Origin of the sequence: Lactobacillus sp. LL6, assembly GCF_007570935.1 — a bacterium.
Classification (GTDB): domain Bacteria; phylum Bacillota; class Bacilli; order Lactobacillales; family Lactobacillaceae; genus Lactobacillus.
This window is the reverse complement of sequence record NZ_VLLR01000002.1, coordinates 133,129-151,823: the sequence shown is the minus strand read 5'-3', so window position 1 is coordinate 151,823 and position 18,695 is coordinate 133,129. Positions and strand designations below refer to the sequence as shown.

Annotated in this window: 17 protein-coding genes and 1 pseudogene; 4 read left to right on the top strand and 14 right to left on the bottom strand. The window is 33.1% G+C overall.

The features are described from left to right. Positions 1 to 188: 188 nt before the first annotated feature. Positions 189 to 539, top strand: a complete 351-nt coding sequence (locus tag FOD82_RS09190) for a hypothetical protein (protein ID WP_144356172.1) — start codon at positions 189 to 191, stop codon at positions 537 to 539. A gap of 121 nt (positions 540 to 660) precedes the next feature. Then, a complete protein-coding gene (gene glsA / locus FOD82_RS09185) occupies positions 661 to 1,572 on the top strand; it encodes a glutaminase A (protein WP_144356287.1) in 912 nt (303 codons plus the stop codon). Positions 1,573 to 1,630: 58 nt separating this feature from the next. Here the strand turns inward: glsA and coaA are convergent, their stop codons facing one another. From coaA to FOD82_RS09155, 6 genes are all read right to left on the bottom strand, one after another. Then, positions 1,631 to 2,542 carry a type I pantothenate kinase gene (gene coaA, locus FOD82_RS09180; protein ID WP_144356171.1) on the bottom strand — a complete coding sequence of 304 codons (912 nt, stop codon included), beginning with the start codon at positions 2,540 to 2,542 and terminating at the stop codon, positions 1,631 to 1,633. Between the two features lie 26 nt (positions 2,543 to 2,568). Beyond that, positions 2,569 to 3,180 (bottom strand): ECF transporter S component, encoded by a 612-nt coding sequence (locus FOD82_RS09175; protein ID WP_144356170.1) that lies wholly within the window; start codon positions 3,178 to 3,180, stop codon positions 2,569 to 2,571. A 10-nt stretch (positions 3,181 to 3,190) separates the two neighbouring features. Further along, positions 3,191 to 4,108: a LysR family transcriptional regulator gene (locus FOD82_RS09170; RefSeq protein WP_144356169.1), complete on the bottom strand. Its 918-nt coding sequence runs from the start codon at positions 4,106 to 4,108 to the stop codon at positions 3,191 to 3,193. A 75-nt stretch (positions 4,109 to 4,183) separates the two neighbouring features. Beyond that, positions 4,184 to 5,749, bottom strand: coding sequence for a malonate decarboxylase subunit alpha (locus FOD82_RS09165; RefSeq protein WP_144356168.1), 1,566 nt, complete (start codon positions 5,747 to 5,749; stop codon positions 4,184 to 4,186). A gap of 351 nt (positions 5,750 to 6,100) precedes the next feature. Continuing rightward, the gene (locus FOD82_RS09160) at positions 6,101 to 7,039 is read right to left on the bottom strand and encodes a nitronate monooxygenase (protein ID WP_144356167.1); all 939 of its coding nucleotides are present in this window, start codon (positions 7,037 to 7,039) and stop codon (positions 6,101 to 6,103) included. 51 nt (positions 7,040 to 7,090) lie between these two features. Further along, on the bottom strand, positions 7,091 to 7,885 hold the full coding sequence (locus FOD82_RS09155) for an enoyl-CoA hydratase-related protein (RefSeq protein ID WP_144356166.1): 795 nt from the start codon (positions 7,883 to 7,885) through the stop codon (positions 7,091 to 7,093). 376 nt (positions 7,886 to 8,261) lie between these two features. On the opposite strand from FOD82_RS09155, the gene FOD82_RS09150 reads away from it, so the two are divergent. Next, entirely contained in the window at positions 8,262 to 9,017 is a 756-nt protein-coding gene (locus FOD82_RS09150; RefSeq protein ID WP_144356165.1) for an MIP/aquaporin family protein, read from the top strand. A gap of 89 nt (positions 9,018 to 9,106) precedes the next feature. On the opposite strand, the gene FOD82_RS09145 is transcribed toward FOD82_RS09150, so the two are convergent. From FOD82_RS09145 to FOD82_RS09110, 8 genes and pseudogenes are all read right to left on the bottom strand, one after another. Next, a complete protein-coding gene (locus FOD82_RS09145; protein WP_144356164.1) occupies positions 9,107 to 9,415 on the bottom strand; it encodes a metal-sulfur cluster assembly factor in 309 nt (102 codons plus the stop codon). Positions 9,416 to 9,433: 18 nt separating this feature from the next. After that, positions 9,434 to 10,982, bottom strand: a pseudogene (locus FOD82_RS09140) (Nramp family divalent metal transporter). A gap of 48 nt (positions 10,983 to 11,030) precedes the next feature. After that, positions 11,031 to 12,434, bottom strand: a complete 1,404-nt coding sequence (gene sufB, locus FOD82_RS09135; RefSeq protein WP_144356163.1) for a Fe-S cluster assembly protein SufB — start codon at positions 12,432 to 12,434, stop codon at positions 11,031 to 11,033. Next, entirely contained in the window at positions 12,427 to 12,888 is a 462-nt protein-coding gene (sufU, locus tag FOD82_RS09130) for a Fe-S cluster assembly sulfur transfer protein SufU (protein WP_144356162.1), read from the bottom strand. The genes sufB and sufU overlap by 8 nt, the downstream gene beginning before the upstream one ends. Beyond that, positions 12,875 to 14,116, bottom strand: coding sequence for a SufS family cysteine desulfurase (locus tag FOD82_RS09125; protein ID WP_144356161.1), 1,242 nt, complete (start codon positions 14,114 to 14,116; stop codon positions 12,875 to 12,877). Before FOD82_RS09125 ends, sufU begins: the two co-directional genes overlap by 14 nt. Further along, positions 14,094 to 15,374, bottom strand: a complete 1,281-nt coding sequence (gene sufD, locus FOD82_RS09120; RefSeq protein ID WP_144356160.1) for a Fe-S cluster assembly protein SufD — start codon at positions 15,372 to 15,374, stop codon at positions 14,094 to 14,096. Before sufD ends, FOD82_RS09125 begins: the two co-directional genes overlap by 23 nt. Positions 15,375 to 15,383: 9 nt before the next feature. Further along, on the bottom strand, positions 15,384 to 16,181 hold the full coding sequence (sufC, locus tag FOD82_RS09115) for a Fe-S cluster assembly ATPase SufC (RefSeq protein WP_144356159.1): 798 nt from the start codon (positions 16,179 to 16,181) through the stop codon (positions 15,384 to 15,386). Between the two features lie 243 nt (positions 16,182 to 16,424). Further along, a complete protein-coding gene (locus FOD82_RS09110) occupies positions 16,425 to 17,780 on the bottom strand; it encodes an MFS transporter (protein ID WP_144356158.1) in 1,356 nt (451 codons plus the stop codon). Between the two features lie 234 nt (positions 17,781 to 18,014). Here FOD82_RS09110 and sdaAB point away from each other — a divergent pair, with 234 nt between their 5' ends. Continuing rightward, positions 18,015 to 18,680: an L-serine ammonia-lyase, iron-sulfur-dependent subunit beta gene (gene sdaAB, locus FOD82_RS09105; protein WP_144356157.1), complete on the top strand. Its 666-nt coding sequence runs from the start codon at positions 18,015 to 18,017 to the stop codon at positions 18,678 to 18,680. Positions 18,681 to 18,695 lie beyond the last annotated feature (15 nt).

Genomic DNA, 18,695 nt, shown 5'->3' with positions numbered 1-18,695 from the left:
ATCAGAACATACTAAAAATACGATAGGATCAGAGGGATTAGGTTCTATCGTATTTTTAATTATGAATGGGAAAAATTTCAATGAAAAAGTTTTTTATTACTATTAGTGTACTAGGATTGCTTGCTCTTATTTGGATATTACTTGCCCGCGCAGGTATCTTTTTATTTATTTTTTAGAAAGGAGAAAACATGACACCTGAGTTTATTAGCATTTTCTTATTAGCCTTTATTGTTAGTTTAGTTATGACTTTAATTTATCGCTTTCAAAAAAGAATCAACCAGCTTGCTTTAACTACCATTCCCCTATCACCTAAAAGTAAAGTTATTCTCTTTAATTATGAAAAACTCGAAGCCCTTAGTTTTGGCTGGATGCTGGGGCTACTTGCATATAAATATTTAGTAGGGTCTTGGTTAATAATCCCCCAAGAATGGCTTGAGCGTCAAATTTCAATTTCGATATATTTAGCTGGATTTCTAATGCTTTTTGAGTATGTTTTACTATTTTACCGAAAACATATCGATAATAAACAAAATTACTAGCAAAAAACTTGCAGTCTTCAAATTTAATGTTGAAAACTGCAAGTTTTTCATTTATAAGCGCATTTTTTTGGAATTTAGCTTTTTAAAAACTAAGATAAACTTAGGAAAAGAAGGTGTATTAATTATGGATTTATCTCAACTTGTTACTAAAAATTTGCCAATTTATAAAAAAGGAAAAGTTGCATCTTATATTCCAATGCTAGCAAAGGTTGATCCACAACAACTAGGAATCAGCTTATTTGATTTAACTACTAATAAAATTAGTTCAGCTGGAAATTATAATGTGAGGTTTGCTATTGAAAGTATTTCTAAAGTGATTACTCTTTTATGGGCAATAAAAAAACTAGGAATGACTGAAGTCTTTAAACATGTAAGTTCTAGACAGACTGGATTTGCCTTTAATTCTATATTGAATATGGAAATTAATAAAACAAAAGCTCCACTTAATCCATTTGTGAATGCAGGAGCTATTTTGACGACATCATTAGTTGCAAATAAAGATACTTTTACAGATATTCTAAATTTTGCTCAAGAAATTTGTAATGATTCACAAATATACTTAGATGAAGAAATTTTTCATTCTGAAAAATCAACCGGAAACTTAGACAGGTCTTTAGCTTACTATATGAAGTCTAAAAATATGATAAAAAGTAATGTTACTCTAAGTTTAGACATTTACTTTAAGCAATGCTCAATGATGATAACCACTAAAAGTTTAGCAAATTTAGGAGCGCTTTTAGCTAATGATGGTATTGCTCCTTGGAATAATCATAGACTTATTTCAAGTAATGCGGCTACTTGTGTTAAATCACTAATGATGACAACCGGTCTTTATAACCAATCTGGTATTTGTTCTAGATTAATTGGTGTCCCCACCAAAAGTGGAGTCGGTGGAGGACTTCTTTCTGCCGCTCCTAGGAAATATGGGATTGGAATTTTTAGTCCAGCACTTAATAAAGATGGCAATAGTGTTGCCGGCTTGGCCTTACTAAAAGATGTTGCTCAAGAATTAAGAATAAATATTTTTAGATAATAACTAAAAATACAGATATTCACAATTTTTTCTGAATATCTATATTTTTCAATTTATCTTAATAATGTCTAATATAAATGCTATCAATTCGATGACCATGAGTTTTATGTAAAATTACATTAGCTCTATTTTTTGTAGGAGCAATATATTCGCGTAAATTAACCAAGTCAACAGTTTGCCAAACAGTTTCTGCTCTAGTAATAGCTTGACTTATAGGTCCGTTAGCCCATTTATAATAGAAATTTTCAGGTTTATTTTTATTAATTATCAATAAATGCTTAAATCTTTGCATAAACCACTTTTCAATTAAATCTTCATTAGCATCAATATAAATAGAAAAGTCAAAGAAGTCACTAGTTACCACCACTCCTACTGGTGGTAATTGGAGAGTATTAATTCCTTCAATTATTAAAATATCTGGATTTATGACCTCCCCATATTTATTAGGTACTATATCTGACAACCTTTGTGAATATAATGGATACAAAACTCTAGGTTTTCCATTTGTTACATCTGATAAAAAATCACTCAACAATTTCATATTATAACTCTCAGGAAATCCCTTCCTATCCATTAGTCGTCTCTTTTTCAACTCTCGATTAGGATATAAGAAGCCATCTGTAGTCATTAATTGCACTTTTAAATCCGGATAACAACGCTGAATCAACACTTGTAGAAGTCTGGCAGTAGTCGATTTTCCTACCGCTACTGAACCTGATATCCCTATAATAAAAGGATGATTGATTTCATCAATTCCTACAAAATGGTCTTGCAACTTGGTTAGCATTTTTTTATGTTGTGCAAACAGATGCAAATACCTTACTAAAGGAATATAGATTTCCTTAACATCTTCTTCATCAATCACATCCCCAAGCGAAGTCAGCTCTTTTAACTCATCCATTTTTATATAATTTTTATTTGAAGATAACTTAGACCAACTAACACGTTCAACTTTAGTGAAATCATTCATTTTAATGCCTCACTTCTATATTAAAACTATGCCCTTTTCAAGATATAATTTAATGGAGTAACGATTATTGGCACCACAATTGCAGTAAAGGCAGCTTCCACTAAGCCATTTATCCCTAATACCGAAATCAAAATTATAAATAGAGGCGTACTTTGATTGAAGTTTCCTAAATAACTAGTCAAACTTGCAGGATTATTCATAAAAAATATGCTTACTAACCCAATAACTAAAAATGTATTAGTTAAAGAAGCTACAGCTCCACTAAAAATATAGCCTACTTTTCGAATAGTTAAATCTTTATCACTTAACTTAGCTGTTATTAAACCTGCAAAGTATCCCGATAAAATACTAGGTATCAAAGAGATAGCTGGATTTTGAAAAAGCATTAAGCTCACCATATCTCCTGGCTGAGTGTAAGCAACTATCAATCTAGTTATTCCCCAGATCAATCCAAACTCTGCTCCCATTTTTGGACCCATCAAAGTTCCAAAAACTGCTATTGTTAAAGGAATAGTTGTAATTGCTGGTAATGCCGGCAAAATTCTAATATAGCCTACATTAGGAACAAAGGTTTGAACAATTAGCAATGCTACAAAAACTGCTAATATTGTCATTTTTAAAGTTTCTTTTCTTTTCATTTCTTTCACCTTAATTATCAATGGAAAGCTTTTGATATTTAGAAAAGTATTTTAGAAACCAATCTTTAGTGTAATCAACTATCGGCTCTTCAACCGGATTCATAGTATGACATAATGAGATTTTCCAAGGAAAAGAAGGCTTTATTTCAGCATTTTTTATTTTATGATTGTTATAATTTTCTCCAATTGGAGCAGCAACGATTCCAATGAGGTTAGGATCTCTTTGAACTAAATTTAAAATTAAATCCCAAGATGAAGTCTGTAAAAAATACTTAGGCTTAATCCTATCACCCTTAAACTTCTTATTAAGTTGAAATGTAACCATGAAGTCATCAGTTAAAGTTACTATTTTTTCTTTTTCAATCTCTGTAAACGGAACTGAATTTTTATATTCGTTAAAGCGATGCTGCTTATTAAACCAAACTCGAACAGTATTTTCATAAATTAAATCTTCATAGATTCCTTCAATTGTTGCTGGAGAAACAATCACTGCTAAATCAATATCTCCTAGAATTAGCATTTGCTGAAGCTCATAGGCTCCCTTTTCAACTAGTTTTAATTGGATACCTGGATTTTCATTAATAAATGCAATCAAAGCATCATTAAATACTGTTGAAATTATTACAGGAGCAATTCCAATTCTTACAATTCCAGTATTTTCTTCAGAAAGCTCATTAAGTTTATCAATCATTTCAGTGTATTGCTGATATACCTTTTTAGATTCTTCTATTAAGGTATTACCATAACGAGTTAATCCAATAATTCGTCCTTTCTTACGATTAAAAATATTCATTCCTTGCTTAAACTCAATTTCTTTAATCGCTTTACTAATTGCGGGCTGTGAGACATGTAATATTTCAGCACTTTTAGTTAAATTAAAATTATTGCTTACAACTGTTAGTAAATACTTAATTTGATTGATTTCCAATTTACTAATCCTTCCATTGAAATACAGAAAAGCGGCATTTAAACACTTTTAATATTTAAATACCGCTTTCTAGGACTAATCTTTAATATTCATAATTGGTTCTTCAAAAATTCTTGAGTCCATTTCCTTTAAATTATCACTAATAATTGGTTTAAATTCCATTTGGTCAAGAATATCTTTTTGTAAATCGATTCCAGGTGCAATTTCAACTAATTCAAGACCATCTTTTACTAATTTGAATACTGCACGTTCAGTTACATACCATACTTCTTGATTACTATCATAAGCAACCTTACCAGAGAAAGTAATCTGTTGAACATTCTTTACAAATTTCTTCACTTTACCTTCTTGAATGATGTGCAACTTACCATCTTTAATTTCTTCTTTTAACCCAGCAGCAGTAAATGTTCCAGTAAATACAATCTTTGGAGTATATTGGGTGATATCAACAAAACCACCAGTTCCTGCAATCTTAGGTCCAAATTTAGAAACATTTAGATTACCTTTTTCATCAGCTTCTGCTAATCCTAAGTAAGTAATATCTAGACCACCACCATTGTAAAAGTCAAACATATATGGCTCATCAATAGTAGCTTGCGGAGCAATCGCTGTACCAAAGTTTGGTCCACCAAGTGAAGTCCCCCCAAAAGTACCAGCTTCTACAGTTGTAACGATATTGTCAGATAATCCTTCTTCTTTCATTACCATTGCACAATACATTGGATATTGACCAATTCCAAAGTTTACACAATGGTCAGTATCAGGATTAAAGATAAAGGCTGCACGTCTTGCAATAATTTTCTTTTTATCTAATGGTAAATCAAAAGAATCAGCATCTTTTATAATATTTGACTTTATAATATCAGGATTATAAACAAACTCATTAGTTTGCTTAGTCATTTCTGGATTATCAGTTGGAACAACGTAATCCACTAAAACGCCAGGCACCTTAACAGCCTTTGGATCCAAACTACCATTTCTTACAATTCGCTTAACTTGAACAATTACTTTACCACCATTATTATGTGCAGCCATTGCAATTGCGGTTACATCCATAGTTAAAGGTTCATCATCAAAAGTAATATTACCATTTTCATCAGCATAAGTTCCACGGAAAATTGCTACATCAGGCTTTGGTGTTTCATATGCTAAATAATCTTTACCATGAATTTTTATTCGATTTACCAAAGTAGAATTTTTAGCAGCTTCATTTAACCGACCACCATCATTTTCTGGATCTACGAATGTTCCAAGACCAGTATGAGTAACTAAAACAGGTCTGTGAGCTGCAGCATCTCTGAACAATTGTGAGATAGTTCCTTGAGGAAAATTAAAGGCTTCAAAATCATTATTTGCAACCATTGGGGCAAGCTTTGGAGCTAGTGACCAAAGACCACCAACTACTCTTTTAAGCATTCCCTTTTCTGCAAAGTTTTCAACGGCTGAACCATGGTTATCACCAATTCCACAACCATACCAAACATCCAAGTTTTTTGGATGACCAGTCTTTTGAAATCTTTCTTTCATATCTTCAAGAATTTCTTCAGCAACATCTGTACCTAAACAACCATCAAGGGCTACACAAACTCCATCTTCAATGAGTGCAGCTGCTTTTTTACTATCAATAATTTGAACTGACATCTTACTAAATTCCTTTCATCTAAAGACAACTGTTTCAATTCTACTGAATTAAATTTTAGATGAGTTTATATATTATATTTTGAGAGCAATTAATCAAGTAGATGTTAAAATTATTGTTATTATTTTGTTAAAGGTTTCCCTTTCACATACTTAAGATACCGCTTACATTTATTAAAGTAAAATTCCTTTTATTTACTATTTATATAACCAAAAGTTATTATAATAAAAAAAAAAAACAATATAAAAATAGATGGCTAATAGTTAAGTGCCATAGAAAATTTAGTCACTTTATAGTTATAGTCATCTATTTTTAAAAATTCTAGTTAGAACTTAGAGTTATGACAGCAATTTTTACATAATTTCAATTTTTTGATCAAGAACTCTCTGTGCATCTTCCATTAAATCTTTAATAATATCTGCAGCAGGTTTTGATTCTTTGATCATTCCGGCAACTTCTCCAGCCATAAAGAAACTCTTGTCTGGATCATCCTCTTTAACACCTACGTACAAACCTTTATTTAATGCATCGTTAAATTCATCTCTTGATACACCAGTCTTCTCTAATTCAAATAATTTTCCTGCTTCTTCATTAGCAATCCCACGGGTAGCTCCGCCCTTAATAGTTGAACCAACTACTGCAGTACCAGTATCTGTAGCATTAATAACAGCATTTCTCCAGTTATCACCTACAGGACTTTCTTTAGCAATCGAGAATATAGTGCCACATTGTACGCCTTCAGCACCAGCAACGAATGCTTCTACAACTCCACGACCATCACCAATACCACCAGCAGCAATTAAAGGTATTGAAATTGCATCTGCAATTTGAGGCCACAATACCATAGAAGTAGTACCACCAATGTGACCACCAGCTTCCATACCTTCAACGATTACACCATCTGCACCCATTTCTTCCATCTTTTTAGCAATTTTAACATTTGGAATTACAGGTAATACCTTAATACCGGCTTCTTTTAAGTCTTTCATATATGGCTTAGGAGTTCCAGCACCAGTAGTAACAACTTTGACTCCTTCTTCAATTATTACTTTTACTACTTCTGGAGTATTCTTGTCCATTAACATTAAATTAACAGCAAATGGCTTATCAGTAAGTTTTCTTGCTTTTTTAATTTCTGCTCTTACCTCTTCTGGAGTTTTACCACCAGCAGCAATAATTCCAAGACCACCACCATTTGATACAGCAGCTGCTAATTCTGCAGTTGCAACTTCTTGCATAGCACCTTGAATAACTGGATACTTAATACCTAATAATTCTGTAACACGATTCATAATTTATATCTCCTTAAAATTAACTAATATAATTTATTCAATCTAGACTTATTATTTACCAACAAAGTGCTTTGGACGCTTTTCAACAAAGCCTGCCATACCTTCTTTTTGATCCTTGGTATCAAACATTTCTGCCCAAATTTGACTTTCAATATCAATTGCAACATCAAGTGGCAAATCCGCACCACGATCAACTGAATATTTTGCACGAGCAACAGATAATGGAGCATTCTTCATAATCTTGTGAGCAATTTCAATTGCTTTATTCATAAGTTCTTCTGGTTCAGCAATTTCATCAAATAATCCAATTCTATAGGCTTCTTTAGCGTCAATCATATCGCAAGTTGCAATTAGTTCTTTAGCTTTACCACGTCCTACAACACGAGTTAAGCGTTGGGTACCACCAAAACCAGGAATAATGCCTAAGCCAGTTTCTGGTTGTCCTACTTTAGCACTGGTTGCCCCAATTCTCATATCACATGAACATGCGAGTTCACAGCCACCACCCAAGGCATAACCATTAACTGCAGCGATTACAAATTGTGGTAAGTGTTCAATTTCACCAAATGATGAGTGGGCAAGTTTTGAAAGCTTCAAAGCTTCTGTCACGTTGTCATTTTGCATTTCTTTAATATCGGCACCAGCAACGAATGCTTTAGCACCTGCCCCTGTAATGATAACTACGCGAATATCTTCTCTTGATTTAACTTCGCGCAATGCATCACCAATGTCTTGCAAAGTAGCTAGATTTAAAGCATTTAATGCCTTAGGTCTGTTAATTGTCAAAACAGCAATTCCATCTTCAACTTCATCTAATAAAACATTTTCATAAGTGTTGAAACTCATAATATTTTGTCCTTTCAAAAAACAACTCATCTGTTTTGCTCTCAACGCTTATTATTTTTGTGCATTTCAACATAATTGACAAATTTGTGTTATTTTTAAAGTTTTTTTGAAAATTTAAGCAAACGCTTACATATAAAGAAGTTTAGCTATTATGAAAATTAGTTATAAGTTGTATAACAATCACAAAAATATTAACAATTTATAATCATTAATATTTTAAACACTTAGTCTAAGTAGCCTTTAAGTTCAGTATAACTAAGAGAAATGCTTATTATAACAATTTATTTTTATAACCTTTCAAAATTTGTGTAAGCGCTTAATTTGAATATAAAATAAGTCTAAGGTAAATAATATTTGGTTAAAAGGAGGTCTTATTATGTCTGGGACATGGATGTCTAGGTATATTGCTGAATTCTTTGGAACTGCTATTTTAGTAATGTTAGGTAATGGTGCTGTATCTAATTCATTTCTCAACGGAACAACTGCTAATGGTGAAGATGGTCAATCAAATGGTGGTTGGAGTTTTATTGCATGGGGGTTTGGCTTTGGTGTAATGCTCCCTGCAATGTTATTTGGTTCAATTTCAGGGAATCACATTAATCCCGCTATTACACTTGGAGAAGCAAGTTGTGGAATTTTCCCTTGGTCTCATGTAGTTCAATATATAATTGCACAAATGCTAGGAGCGATTTTTGGACAACTGTTAGTTGTTGCGATATATTGGATTTATTTTAAAAACACTCCTAATAGTGAAAGTGAAATATTAGCTTGTTTCTCTACTGGAGATACTATGGGTAGTAAGTGGAACGGCTTTATTAGTGAATTAATCGACACAGCTATCTTAGGATTTATTGCTATGGGACTTTATCGAGGGATGTTTTTTAAACAGTCCATCGATATTGCAAACATTGGAATTGGATTAGTGATTACTGCCTTAGTCATGGCAGGAGGAGGGCCTACTGGTCCTGCATTAAATCCAGCTCGAGATTTAGGTCCTAGACTAGTCCATGCTATTTTGCCTATTCCTAATAAAGGTGACTCAAATTGGGGATATAGTTGGGTTCCGGTTGTGGCACCAATATTAGGTGCAATTATTGGGATTGGCGCATATAAACTTGCTTTCGGACTTTAATATATAAAATTAAAATACAAATAAAATAAGCATCAATTTATGTTCAATTGATGCTTATTTATATACAAAAAATTTAAATATCAATCTTCTTAAAGATGAACTCCTAAGGCGATTCTTGCAGCTCGGCTCATCTTAGATGCATCCCAAGCAGGATACCATACTAACTTTATTTTACAACTTTTAACTCCTGCTATTTTCTCAGCTTGTTTAGTTATTTCATTATTTAAAAATTCGCTAAGAGGACATCCCATAATAGTGAGAGTCATTTTTATATTACATATTCCTTCTTCATCAACTTTAATCCCATAAATCAAACCCAAGTTTACTATATCAACTCCTAATTCTGGATCTATCACCTTTTCTAGAGCCTTCATAACTTCTTTTTCGATTTCATTCATTTTTTTCTCCTGCTTGCCCTATTGCAATATTCTTATACTTCTTTTTAAGCGATGGTTAATTTTTTTGAAATTAATTTCCAGCATTTCTACACATGTCCAAACAAGTAAGCCCAAAATCACCATTATAATTAGATAGGCTATAGTTTTAGCAAGTTCAGGAGTTGCTAATTTTAAACTTATAAAAGTTGCTGGCAAATTATATAAATTTAAAAATACTAAAATTAATGAACTTGTCCAACCAATTACTGAAATAAGTCGACTATTAGCAAATTCTCCCATCAATTCATGATTATCTGTCAAAATAAGCAAAGGAATGATGGTAAATGGAACAGCAAAAGCAAGAAATACTTGCGAATTTTCCATCAACATATTGATAGCAGAATGCTGAACTATTATAGAGTCATTAGCTGTTAAACTTACACACACTAAGACAGGGATAATTGAAATTAAACGCGTTACCAATCTTCTTGCCCAAAGGGGCATCTTCAAGTGAATAAAACCTTCCATTTACTAGCTGACCAGTTAAGGTACCTGTAATAGTAGAGTTTTGACCAGAAGCAAGAAGTGCAACTGCAAATAAGACAGATAAGGCACCGGTTTTTGCTACCTGTATTAATAAAGGACTATTTAAAACAGCCGTATTGCTAAGCGCATCATATAACCCAAAGAAAGAGCTATCTTCTACACTGCCACTTTTAAACACCGCTGCTCCCATAATCAATAATAGTGAGTTAATAATAAATGCAATTGTTAGCTGGATATTTGAATCCCATTCAGTGAAACGAACGGCTTCTCTAATATTTTCTTTATTTGAATAATCTACCTTTCTGACTTGACAGATTCCTGAATGCAAATAAAAGTTATGGGGCATCACAGTCGCTCCAATTATTCCTAAGCTTCCCGATAAAGGAGAAATTCCACCAATCACTGGTGATTTTGCCATCATTTTTGAAGAAGGAAAAAATCCGCAGGTAATTTCGTTCCAATTAGGATTAGCCAATACCACTTCATATGTAAATACAAATAGAATAACTAAAATTAAGCAAGAAATCAAAATCTCGATTTTTCTAAAACCAATCTTACTCATAAATAAAAGCAACAAAACATCTAAAACTGTAATAAAAGTTGCCCAAATCAAAGGTATATGAAATAACAAATTCAATGCAACTGCCGCTCCAATAACCTCTGCTACATCAGTTGCCATAATTGCTAATTCGGCAATAACCCATAAAATCACGCTTAAGTATTTATCCGTATGTAGACGAATTGCCTGAGACAAATCCATTTGAGTAACTATGCCAAGTTTAGCAGATAAGTTCTGTAAGAGCATTGCCATAAGACTTGAAATCAGAATTGTTGAAATCAACAAATATTGGAAACTTTGACCACCATTGATTGAAGTTGCCCAGTTGCCTGGATCCATATACCCAACCGCTACTAAAGCTCCAGGTCCCAAATATGCTAAAAGCATCTTAAAAAAGTTTTCATGCTTAGGAACCTTGATTGAACTATTGATTTCGGCTAAAGATTTTTCATTAGCATACTTAAATAAATGATATTGTTTCATTATTTTCTCCTAAAAGATGCATTTCTTACATATTCTGTTGCAAATTTCTTATCCAATTGCTCCTTCCATTTGAAAACTAATTAAGCGATTAAGTTCCACTGCATATTCCATTGGCAGTTGTTTAGTAAATGGCTCTACAAATCCCATGATAATCATTTCTGTAGCCTTTCGCTCTGGTATTCCACGACTTTTTAAATAATATAGTTCCTCATCTGAAACCTTTGAAACAGTAGCTTCATGCTCCATTGCTACATTAGAATTTTCAATAGAATTAGTAGGAATTGTATCTGAAGAAGACTCATCATCCATAATGATGGTATCGCACTCAACGTGAGATTTTGAACCGGATGAATTTTTGCCAAATTTTACACTTCCGCGACAATCAGTTGAACCTCCATCTTTAGCTATTGATTTTGAAACAATTGAACTTGAAGTGTTAGGGGCATTATGAAGCATCCGTGAACCAGAATCCTGGTGAATTCCTTTGTGAGCTACTGCAATTGACAGCATGGTTCCGCGAGCTCCTTCTCCATTTAAGTAAACACTTGGATACTTCATGGTTACTTTGGCACCTAAATTACCATCGACCCATTCCATTGTTGCATGTTTAGCTGCTGCAGCACGCTTAGTTTCAAGACTATAAACATTATCGGACCAATTTTGAATTGTTGTATAGCGGCAATAAGCATTGTCCATCACATTAACTTCAACTACTGCTGCATGTAAACTATCTGATGAGTATTGCGGAGCAGTACAGCCTTCAACATAGTCTAAATGAGCTCCCGGTTCCACAATAATTAAAGTTCTTTCAAATTGACCTGAGTTTTCAGCATTCAACCTAAAATATGCTTGGAGAGGTGTTTTACATTGTACGTCTTTAGGTACATAAATAAAGGTTCCTCCTGACCAAACCGCACAATTTAAAGCCGCAAATTTATTTGAATCAGGTTTGACTAATTTGCCAAAATACTTCTTAAAAATTTCTGGGTATTTTTGAAGTGCTGTATCTGTATCAGTAAAGATGATTCCTTGCTTATCAAATTCTTCTTTCATATTGCGGTAAACCATCTCTGATTCATATTGAGCAGCTGAACCAGCTAAGTATTTGCGTTCTGCTTGAGGTACGCCTAATTTTTCAAAAGTTAGCTTGATACTTTCAGGAACATCTTCCCAATCACGATATTTTTTATCAGTCATTTTTTGATAATACAGCATATCATCTAGATTAAGATCTGATAAGTCTGGACCAAATTTTGGCATTGGCAACTTTTTATAAATTTCATAGGCTTTAAGCCGATAATCCAGCATCCATTTAGGTTCATGCTTTTCAGCTGAAATTTTTTGAATAATTGCTTTACTTAAACCGCGTCCTGTAGAATACTTAGGTTTTACATCATCGTGAAAACCGTACTCATATTCTTCATCTTTTACAATTTCTTCAACTTTAGTCATTATTTTCTCCTTCACTTCTGCCAAATAGCATCTGGTCAAGCCCCCACCAAGCAAGCGTTGCACATTTAATTCTAGCGGGAAATTCCATAATACTAATTAAAACCTGAGCATCCCCAAGCTTCTTAATTTCTTCTTCGGGATATTTTTTACCGATTGCCAAATCCGAAAACATTTTAGAAATTTTTACAGCCTCATCAATACTTTTCCCAGTTATAAGACTAGTCATTAAACTTGCTGATGCCTGACTAATCGTGCAGCCACTGCCTTCAAACAATATTTTTTCAATTTTATTATTTGAAATCTTCATAGTTAAATGAATTTTATCACCACAACTAGGATTATAGACTGTTGTTTCATGATCAAAATCTTCTATTCTACCCCTATTTTTCGGATTAGCAGCCTGTTCAAGGATTACCTGCCTGTAAATTATGCGCATTTTTTTATTTAATGGCATTTTCAAAAAACTCCTTTGCTTCTTTTATAGTTTTTACTAGGTAATCACATTCTTTTTTAGAATTAAAAATTGATAAGCTGACACGAGCACTTGATTCTACTCCTAGTTCTTCCATTAATGGCATTGCACAGTGATGACCAGCTCTAATCTCGATTCCTGCTAAATCAAGTGCAGTGGCTAAATCATGCGGGTGAACATTTTTTAAATTAAAAGTAATTACACCTGTATGCTCGTTATAATTTTTTGGACCGTAAATTTCTAGACCATTAATTTTTTCAAGTTTAGGCAAAAGAAACTTAACTAATTCTTCTTCATGTTCTTGAATGTTTTTGAAGTCGATTTTATTAATAAAATCAATTGCTCTACCTAATCCAATTGCACCTGAAATGTTGGGAGTTCCCGCTTCAAACTTTTGCGGAAGGGGAGCCCAGATACTACTTTTACGAGTTACAGTTGTAATCATTTCCCCACCAAATTTAACCGGGGGCATCTTTTCTAAAAATTCTTTCTTACCATATAAAACTCCAATACCATCCGGGGCAAACATTTTATGCCCTGAAAAAGCATAAAAATCAGCATCCAGTTTTTGAACATCAATTGGAATGTGTCCTGCAGCTTGAGCTCCATCAACTATAACAGCTGCACCATGTTTATGAGCTAAAGCGGTGAGCGTTGGAATAGCGTTAACAACTCCTAAGACATTGCTAGCATGAGCTATTGCTACAATTTTTGTTTTATCTGTAATTTTTTGTATCGCATCTTCCAAGTCAAGTTTGCCATCTTTATTAATTTCAATGAATTTTAAAATTGCATGTTTTTTAATTGCTAATTGCTGCCAAGGAATTAAATTGCTGTGATGCTCCATAATACTGACTACGATTTCATCACCAGCTTCTATAGCTTCTTCACCATAACTTTGTGCAACCAAGTTCAAACTATCTGTACAGCCTGCTGTGAAAATGATCTCACTGCTTCTTTTAGCATTAATGAACTTTTGTACTTTTCGACGAGCTTTTTCATATTCATCGGTTGCAAAATAACTCAAAGTATTAACACTTCGATGAACATTAGCTCGTTTAGTTTTATTAAAATGCTCAACTTTTTCACTAACAAAATTAGGAACTTGGGCAGTAGACGCACCATCAAAATAGACTAACTGGTTACCGTTGATTTTTTCCTTTAATATTGGAAACTGCTGCCGAATTTTATTTAGCGTTTCTTTGTCCATAGATGAGCTTCTTTTCTAAAATATCAATCATTCTTTGCCGGACTTCGCGATCTGGGATTACGTCAAGAACCGCTCCTACAAATCCGCGAATTACTAAACGTTGTGCTTGATCATAAGGAATCCCGCGACTCATTAAATAATCCATCTGAATCTGATCCACTGGTCCAACACTAGCCGCATGAGCAGCAATAACATCATTTTCATCAATTAATAAAAGTGGATTCGCATCCCCTTGAGCATTGTCTGACATCATTAGTACTCGATTTTGCTGATCAGCTTTTGAACCATGGGCACCATGAACGATTTGCCCAATTCCGTTAAAAATCAAGCGCGAATTTTCGAGAAGAACTCCTCGCTGATTAATTAATCCAGTAGAATGAGGGCCACGATTAGTCACACGATTGTTAATTCCCATTCGTTGATTTTTACTAGTAACTGCTATTGCCTGAGAGTTGGCATAACTACCTTCACCAATCAATTCAGAGTCAATGTCTCCTACTGTATCACAATCATTCATAAAGCTGATTGCCCATTCTACGTGCGCATCTTTTTTTATTTGAGCTCGACGACTAAAATAAAGCTTCGTATTTTCACCCAGTTCTTCTAAAGAAGAAAATTCAATTTTGCTTTCAGATTGAGCAATAATTTCAATCATTAAACTAGTCTTGTTTTCAACATTACCGATTGTTTTCAAATGCTGCAAAATTTTCACAGATGAACCACTTTCAGCAATTATTAAAACATGGGGATTCCAGTTCATTTTTTGGGTACTATCTTGGATTAATTCGAGCTCAATTGTTTTTTTCAAATTTACATTTTTAGGAAGATATAAAAGTAAGCCTGAATTAAAATAAGCCATATGGTTAGCAGTCAGTTGATTTTCATCAGGTGCGATAGCTTCCGACATTAAATATTTCTCTAAAATTTCCGCATGGTTCTTAATAGCAGTTGTCATATCACAAAGTATGACACCTAAGTCACTTACTTGTTTATTAAGAGTACTTTTTACAAGAGTCTGACCAAACTGAATAAAATCAATATTCTCATTTTTATCAATTAAAGATGTATCTGATTCAATCTTTTTTAAACTTTCATTCTCAAGTAATGACCAATCTTGATAATGAAAGCGTTGCATCTTGGGCATCTTTAATTGATTTATTTTAAAATAAGCCGAAATTCTTTTTTGTCTTAACCAATCTGGCTCTTGTCTTAGCAGACTATCATTTAAAAGTTCTGCAACTTTTTCATTATCTACCATAATGTTCTCCTAATCCTCATCTACCAAATAAACATCCTTCAAGCCTAGCTCATTTCGCAAGCCTGCATAACCTTCATTCTCAAGTCTTTTTGCAAGTTCTGGTCCGCCATCTTTGACTACTCGTCCATCCATCATGACATGCACTACATCTGGAACAATATAATCAAGCAATCTCTGATAGTGAGTAATAATCAAAGATCCAAAATTATCGCCTCGCATTGCATTTACTCCCCGAGAAACAACTTTTAAAGCATCAATATCAAGACCAGAATCAATTTCATCTAAAATGGCAAAACTTGGCTTAATCATTAATAGCTGTAAGATTTCATTCCGCTTTTTTTCACCACCAGAAAAGCCCTCATTCAAATATCGTTCTGTCATTTCTTCTTTCATATCTAATAAGTCTAGATTTTTATCAAGTTCATTTAAAAAATCAGTAATCGGAATTGGATTATCCTTTGGTCTGCGAACATTGATAGCAGTTCTAAGAAATTCCGCATTAGTTACCCCAGGAACTTCTGCTGGATACTGCATAGCCAAAAATAATCCTTTTCTTGCTCGCTCATCTACCGGCATATCAAGGATACTTTCGCCATTTAATAAAATATCGCCACTAGTTACATGATAGTTAGGATTGCCCATAATAGTTTCAGATAAAGTAGATTTTCCAGTTCCATTAGGTCCCATAATTGCATGAATTTCACCAGTCTTCAAAGACATATTCACACCTTTAAGGATTTGTTTCATTTGCTTTTTTTCTTCATCTTTAACTTCAACGTGAAGATTTTTAATTTCTAAAGTTGCCATTTTTATCTCCCTTTTATTAAATTCACCTAATTATTCATACAGACTTTATCACTAAAATAATTAAAAGTAACGACTTGAATTATACAAGATGTTGTGCTTATACTTTAAAAATCACTAAATATAGTAGTTAATATGAATTTAAATACTATATATCGTCTTAAATCCAAATAATTATTTGTAAATATAAAAAGAACTTAATCAATTGATTAAGTTCCCACTATTTATTCTAATTACAATTAATATCTACTTCTTCTCATTTATTTTTGCTTCTTTACGCAATTTATTCTCACTTATAGCAGTATAAATTAAAAATAAAATTGCAAATAATGACGCAACATATAATACCGTGTTACTAGCAATCCAGCCAAACTTATTAACTAAAATCCCGATTAAAGCCGTTGCAATTGTTTCTCCAAAGATATATTGGAAAAATCCCATAAAACCAGTCGATGCTCCCACCGCAAACTTGGGCACAACTTCATTTACCATTAATCCTACCAAAGTCAGCGGAGCATAGATTAAGTTTCCCATTATAAGTAACACAGTAACTATCCATACGTGATTATTACTAAAAAAGTAAATTGTTAAACAAATCAACATGCCAATTACACAAGCAATCGAAACAAGGCCGCGGCGTCCTTTTAAAACATCCGAAATTGCTCCAATGATGATAACTCCGGGAACTGACGCCAATTCAAAAATACCAATTAACCACTTAGCAAAATTAGGGTCAAAGCCTTTATTTTGAACTAAATATGATGGAATCCAGCTTTGAATACCATAGCGCACTAAATATAGTGACATAGAAGTCAAAGTAACTGCCCAAACAAGCTTATTCTTTAAAATATATTTGACAAAAACTTGTCCAATACTTAATTTAGTAGAATCAGCAGTTGAAACTTTTCCATTTTCCAAAATAACTTTATCACCAGTATAAGTAGAAATGTCTGGCAATCCTACAACTTGAGGACGATCAGCACCAAATACTAGAATTAAAATACAAATTACAAATGAAACTCCTGAAGCTGTGTAAAATACTGCTGGTAATGATCCTGCAAACAAAAATGTTGCTAGTTGGACAATAGCCACACAAATAAACGAGCCAGCGTTGTGAGCTGAAGACCAAATTGAGTAGATGGTACCACGCATTCGTCTTCCCCACCATAGTTGTATCATTCTTTGACAAGCAGCAGCTCCCATTCCTTGAGTAATCGCAATCAAAAACATTAAAAACATCATAATGTATAAATTGCGCGTACTACCAAGAAAAATATTCAAAATAGCCGATAATAATAGTCCTAACATTAAGTAGCGGTTAGAATCACATTTATCAACTAATGTCCCCATCAAAAGTTTCGCTATACCATATCCAATCCCGAAGCACGATAAGACTAACCCAATATCTGCAGTGGTAAAATTGTATACTTTCATAATGTCTGTTTGTTCAGTGGTAAAGACTAGTCGAATAATATAATAACCTATATATCCGATACATGTAGCAAGTAATACTCCCAATTGATGTAATTTATACATACTTGCTATTTTGTTCTTTGGGACTAATTTTTTAGAGTCTGGTTGTTGTAAAATCCAATGAAACATAAAATCTCCTCCTATTCTTACAACATAAGAATAGCATTATTATTTAAAAATATTATATTTTTATAATAAAAGTACAAAAACAAATAAGCATTAATCAGTATTTGTATATTTATATGCTGATTAATGCTTAAATATTTTTCTGAAATTATCCTCTTATTTACAGCAATTAAAAGCAATGTTATTGTTTAATTATAAGTATTCACACTATAAAAATATAAACAACGAGGTGAGATTATGGTAAATAAGTATAGAAGTGTTTTTGATATTATTGGTCCCGTAATGATTGGTCCATCAAGTTCGCATACTGCTGGTGCGGTAGCAATCGGCCGAGAAGGAAATAAACTTTTTGGTGGAGTCCCTAAAAAAGTCACTGTCCATTATTATGGCTCTTTTGCTCAAACTCACCGAGGACATGGAACTGATTATGCAATAGCAGCCGGCATTTTAGGCTTTGAGCCAGATGACCCACGCGTTCCTCAAGCTCCCGAAATTGCTCATAAGCAAGGAGTTGATATTCGCTTTGTCGAAGAAAAGGGCGATAGTCCTATCAATCACCCTAATACGGCTGTTTTGGATATGAAAGATGATGAAAAAAAGCTTGAATTATCAGGTTGCTCAATTGGTGGTGGTGCCATTGAAATCAGAAGTCTTATAATCAATGGAATTGAAATTAAGTCATCTGGGCTACTTCCAATGATTATATATATTGATCATAAAAAACTTGATGATACAATTTTGTCACTAAATGAGTTCTTAAAAGAAAAAGCCCCCTTTGTAGAAAAAAACACTTACCATTCAGCAAATAGTGACATTTATGAATATAATTTAAAAAACTACCTTCAAAATGATTTAATTAAAGAACTTAAAAGTAAATTTAAATCTATTATTATACTTTATTAAAAATGGAATTTGAAT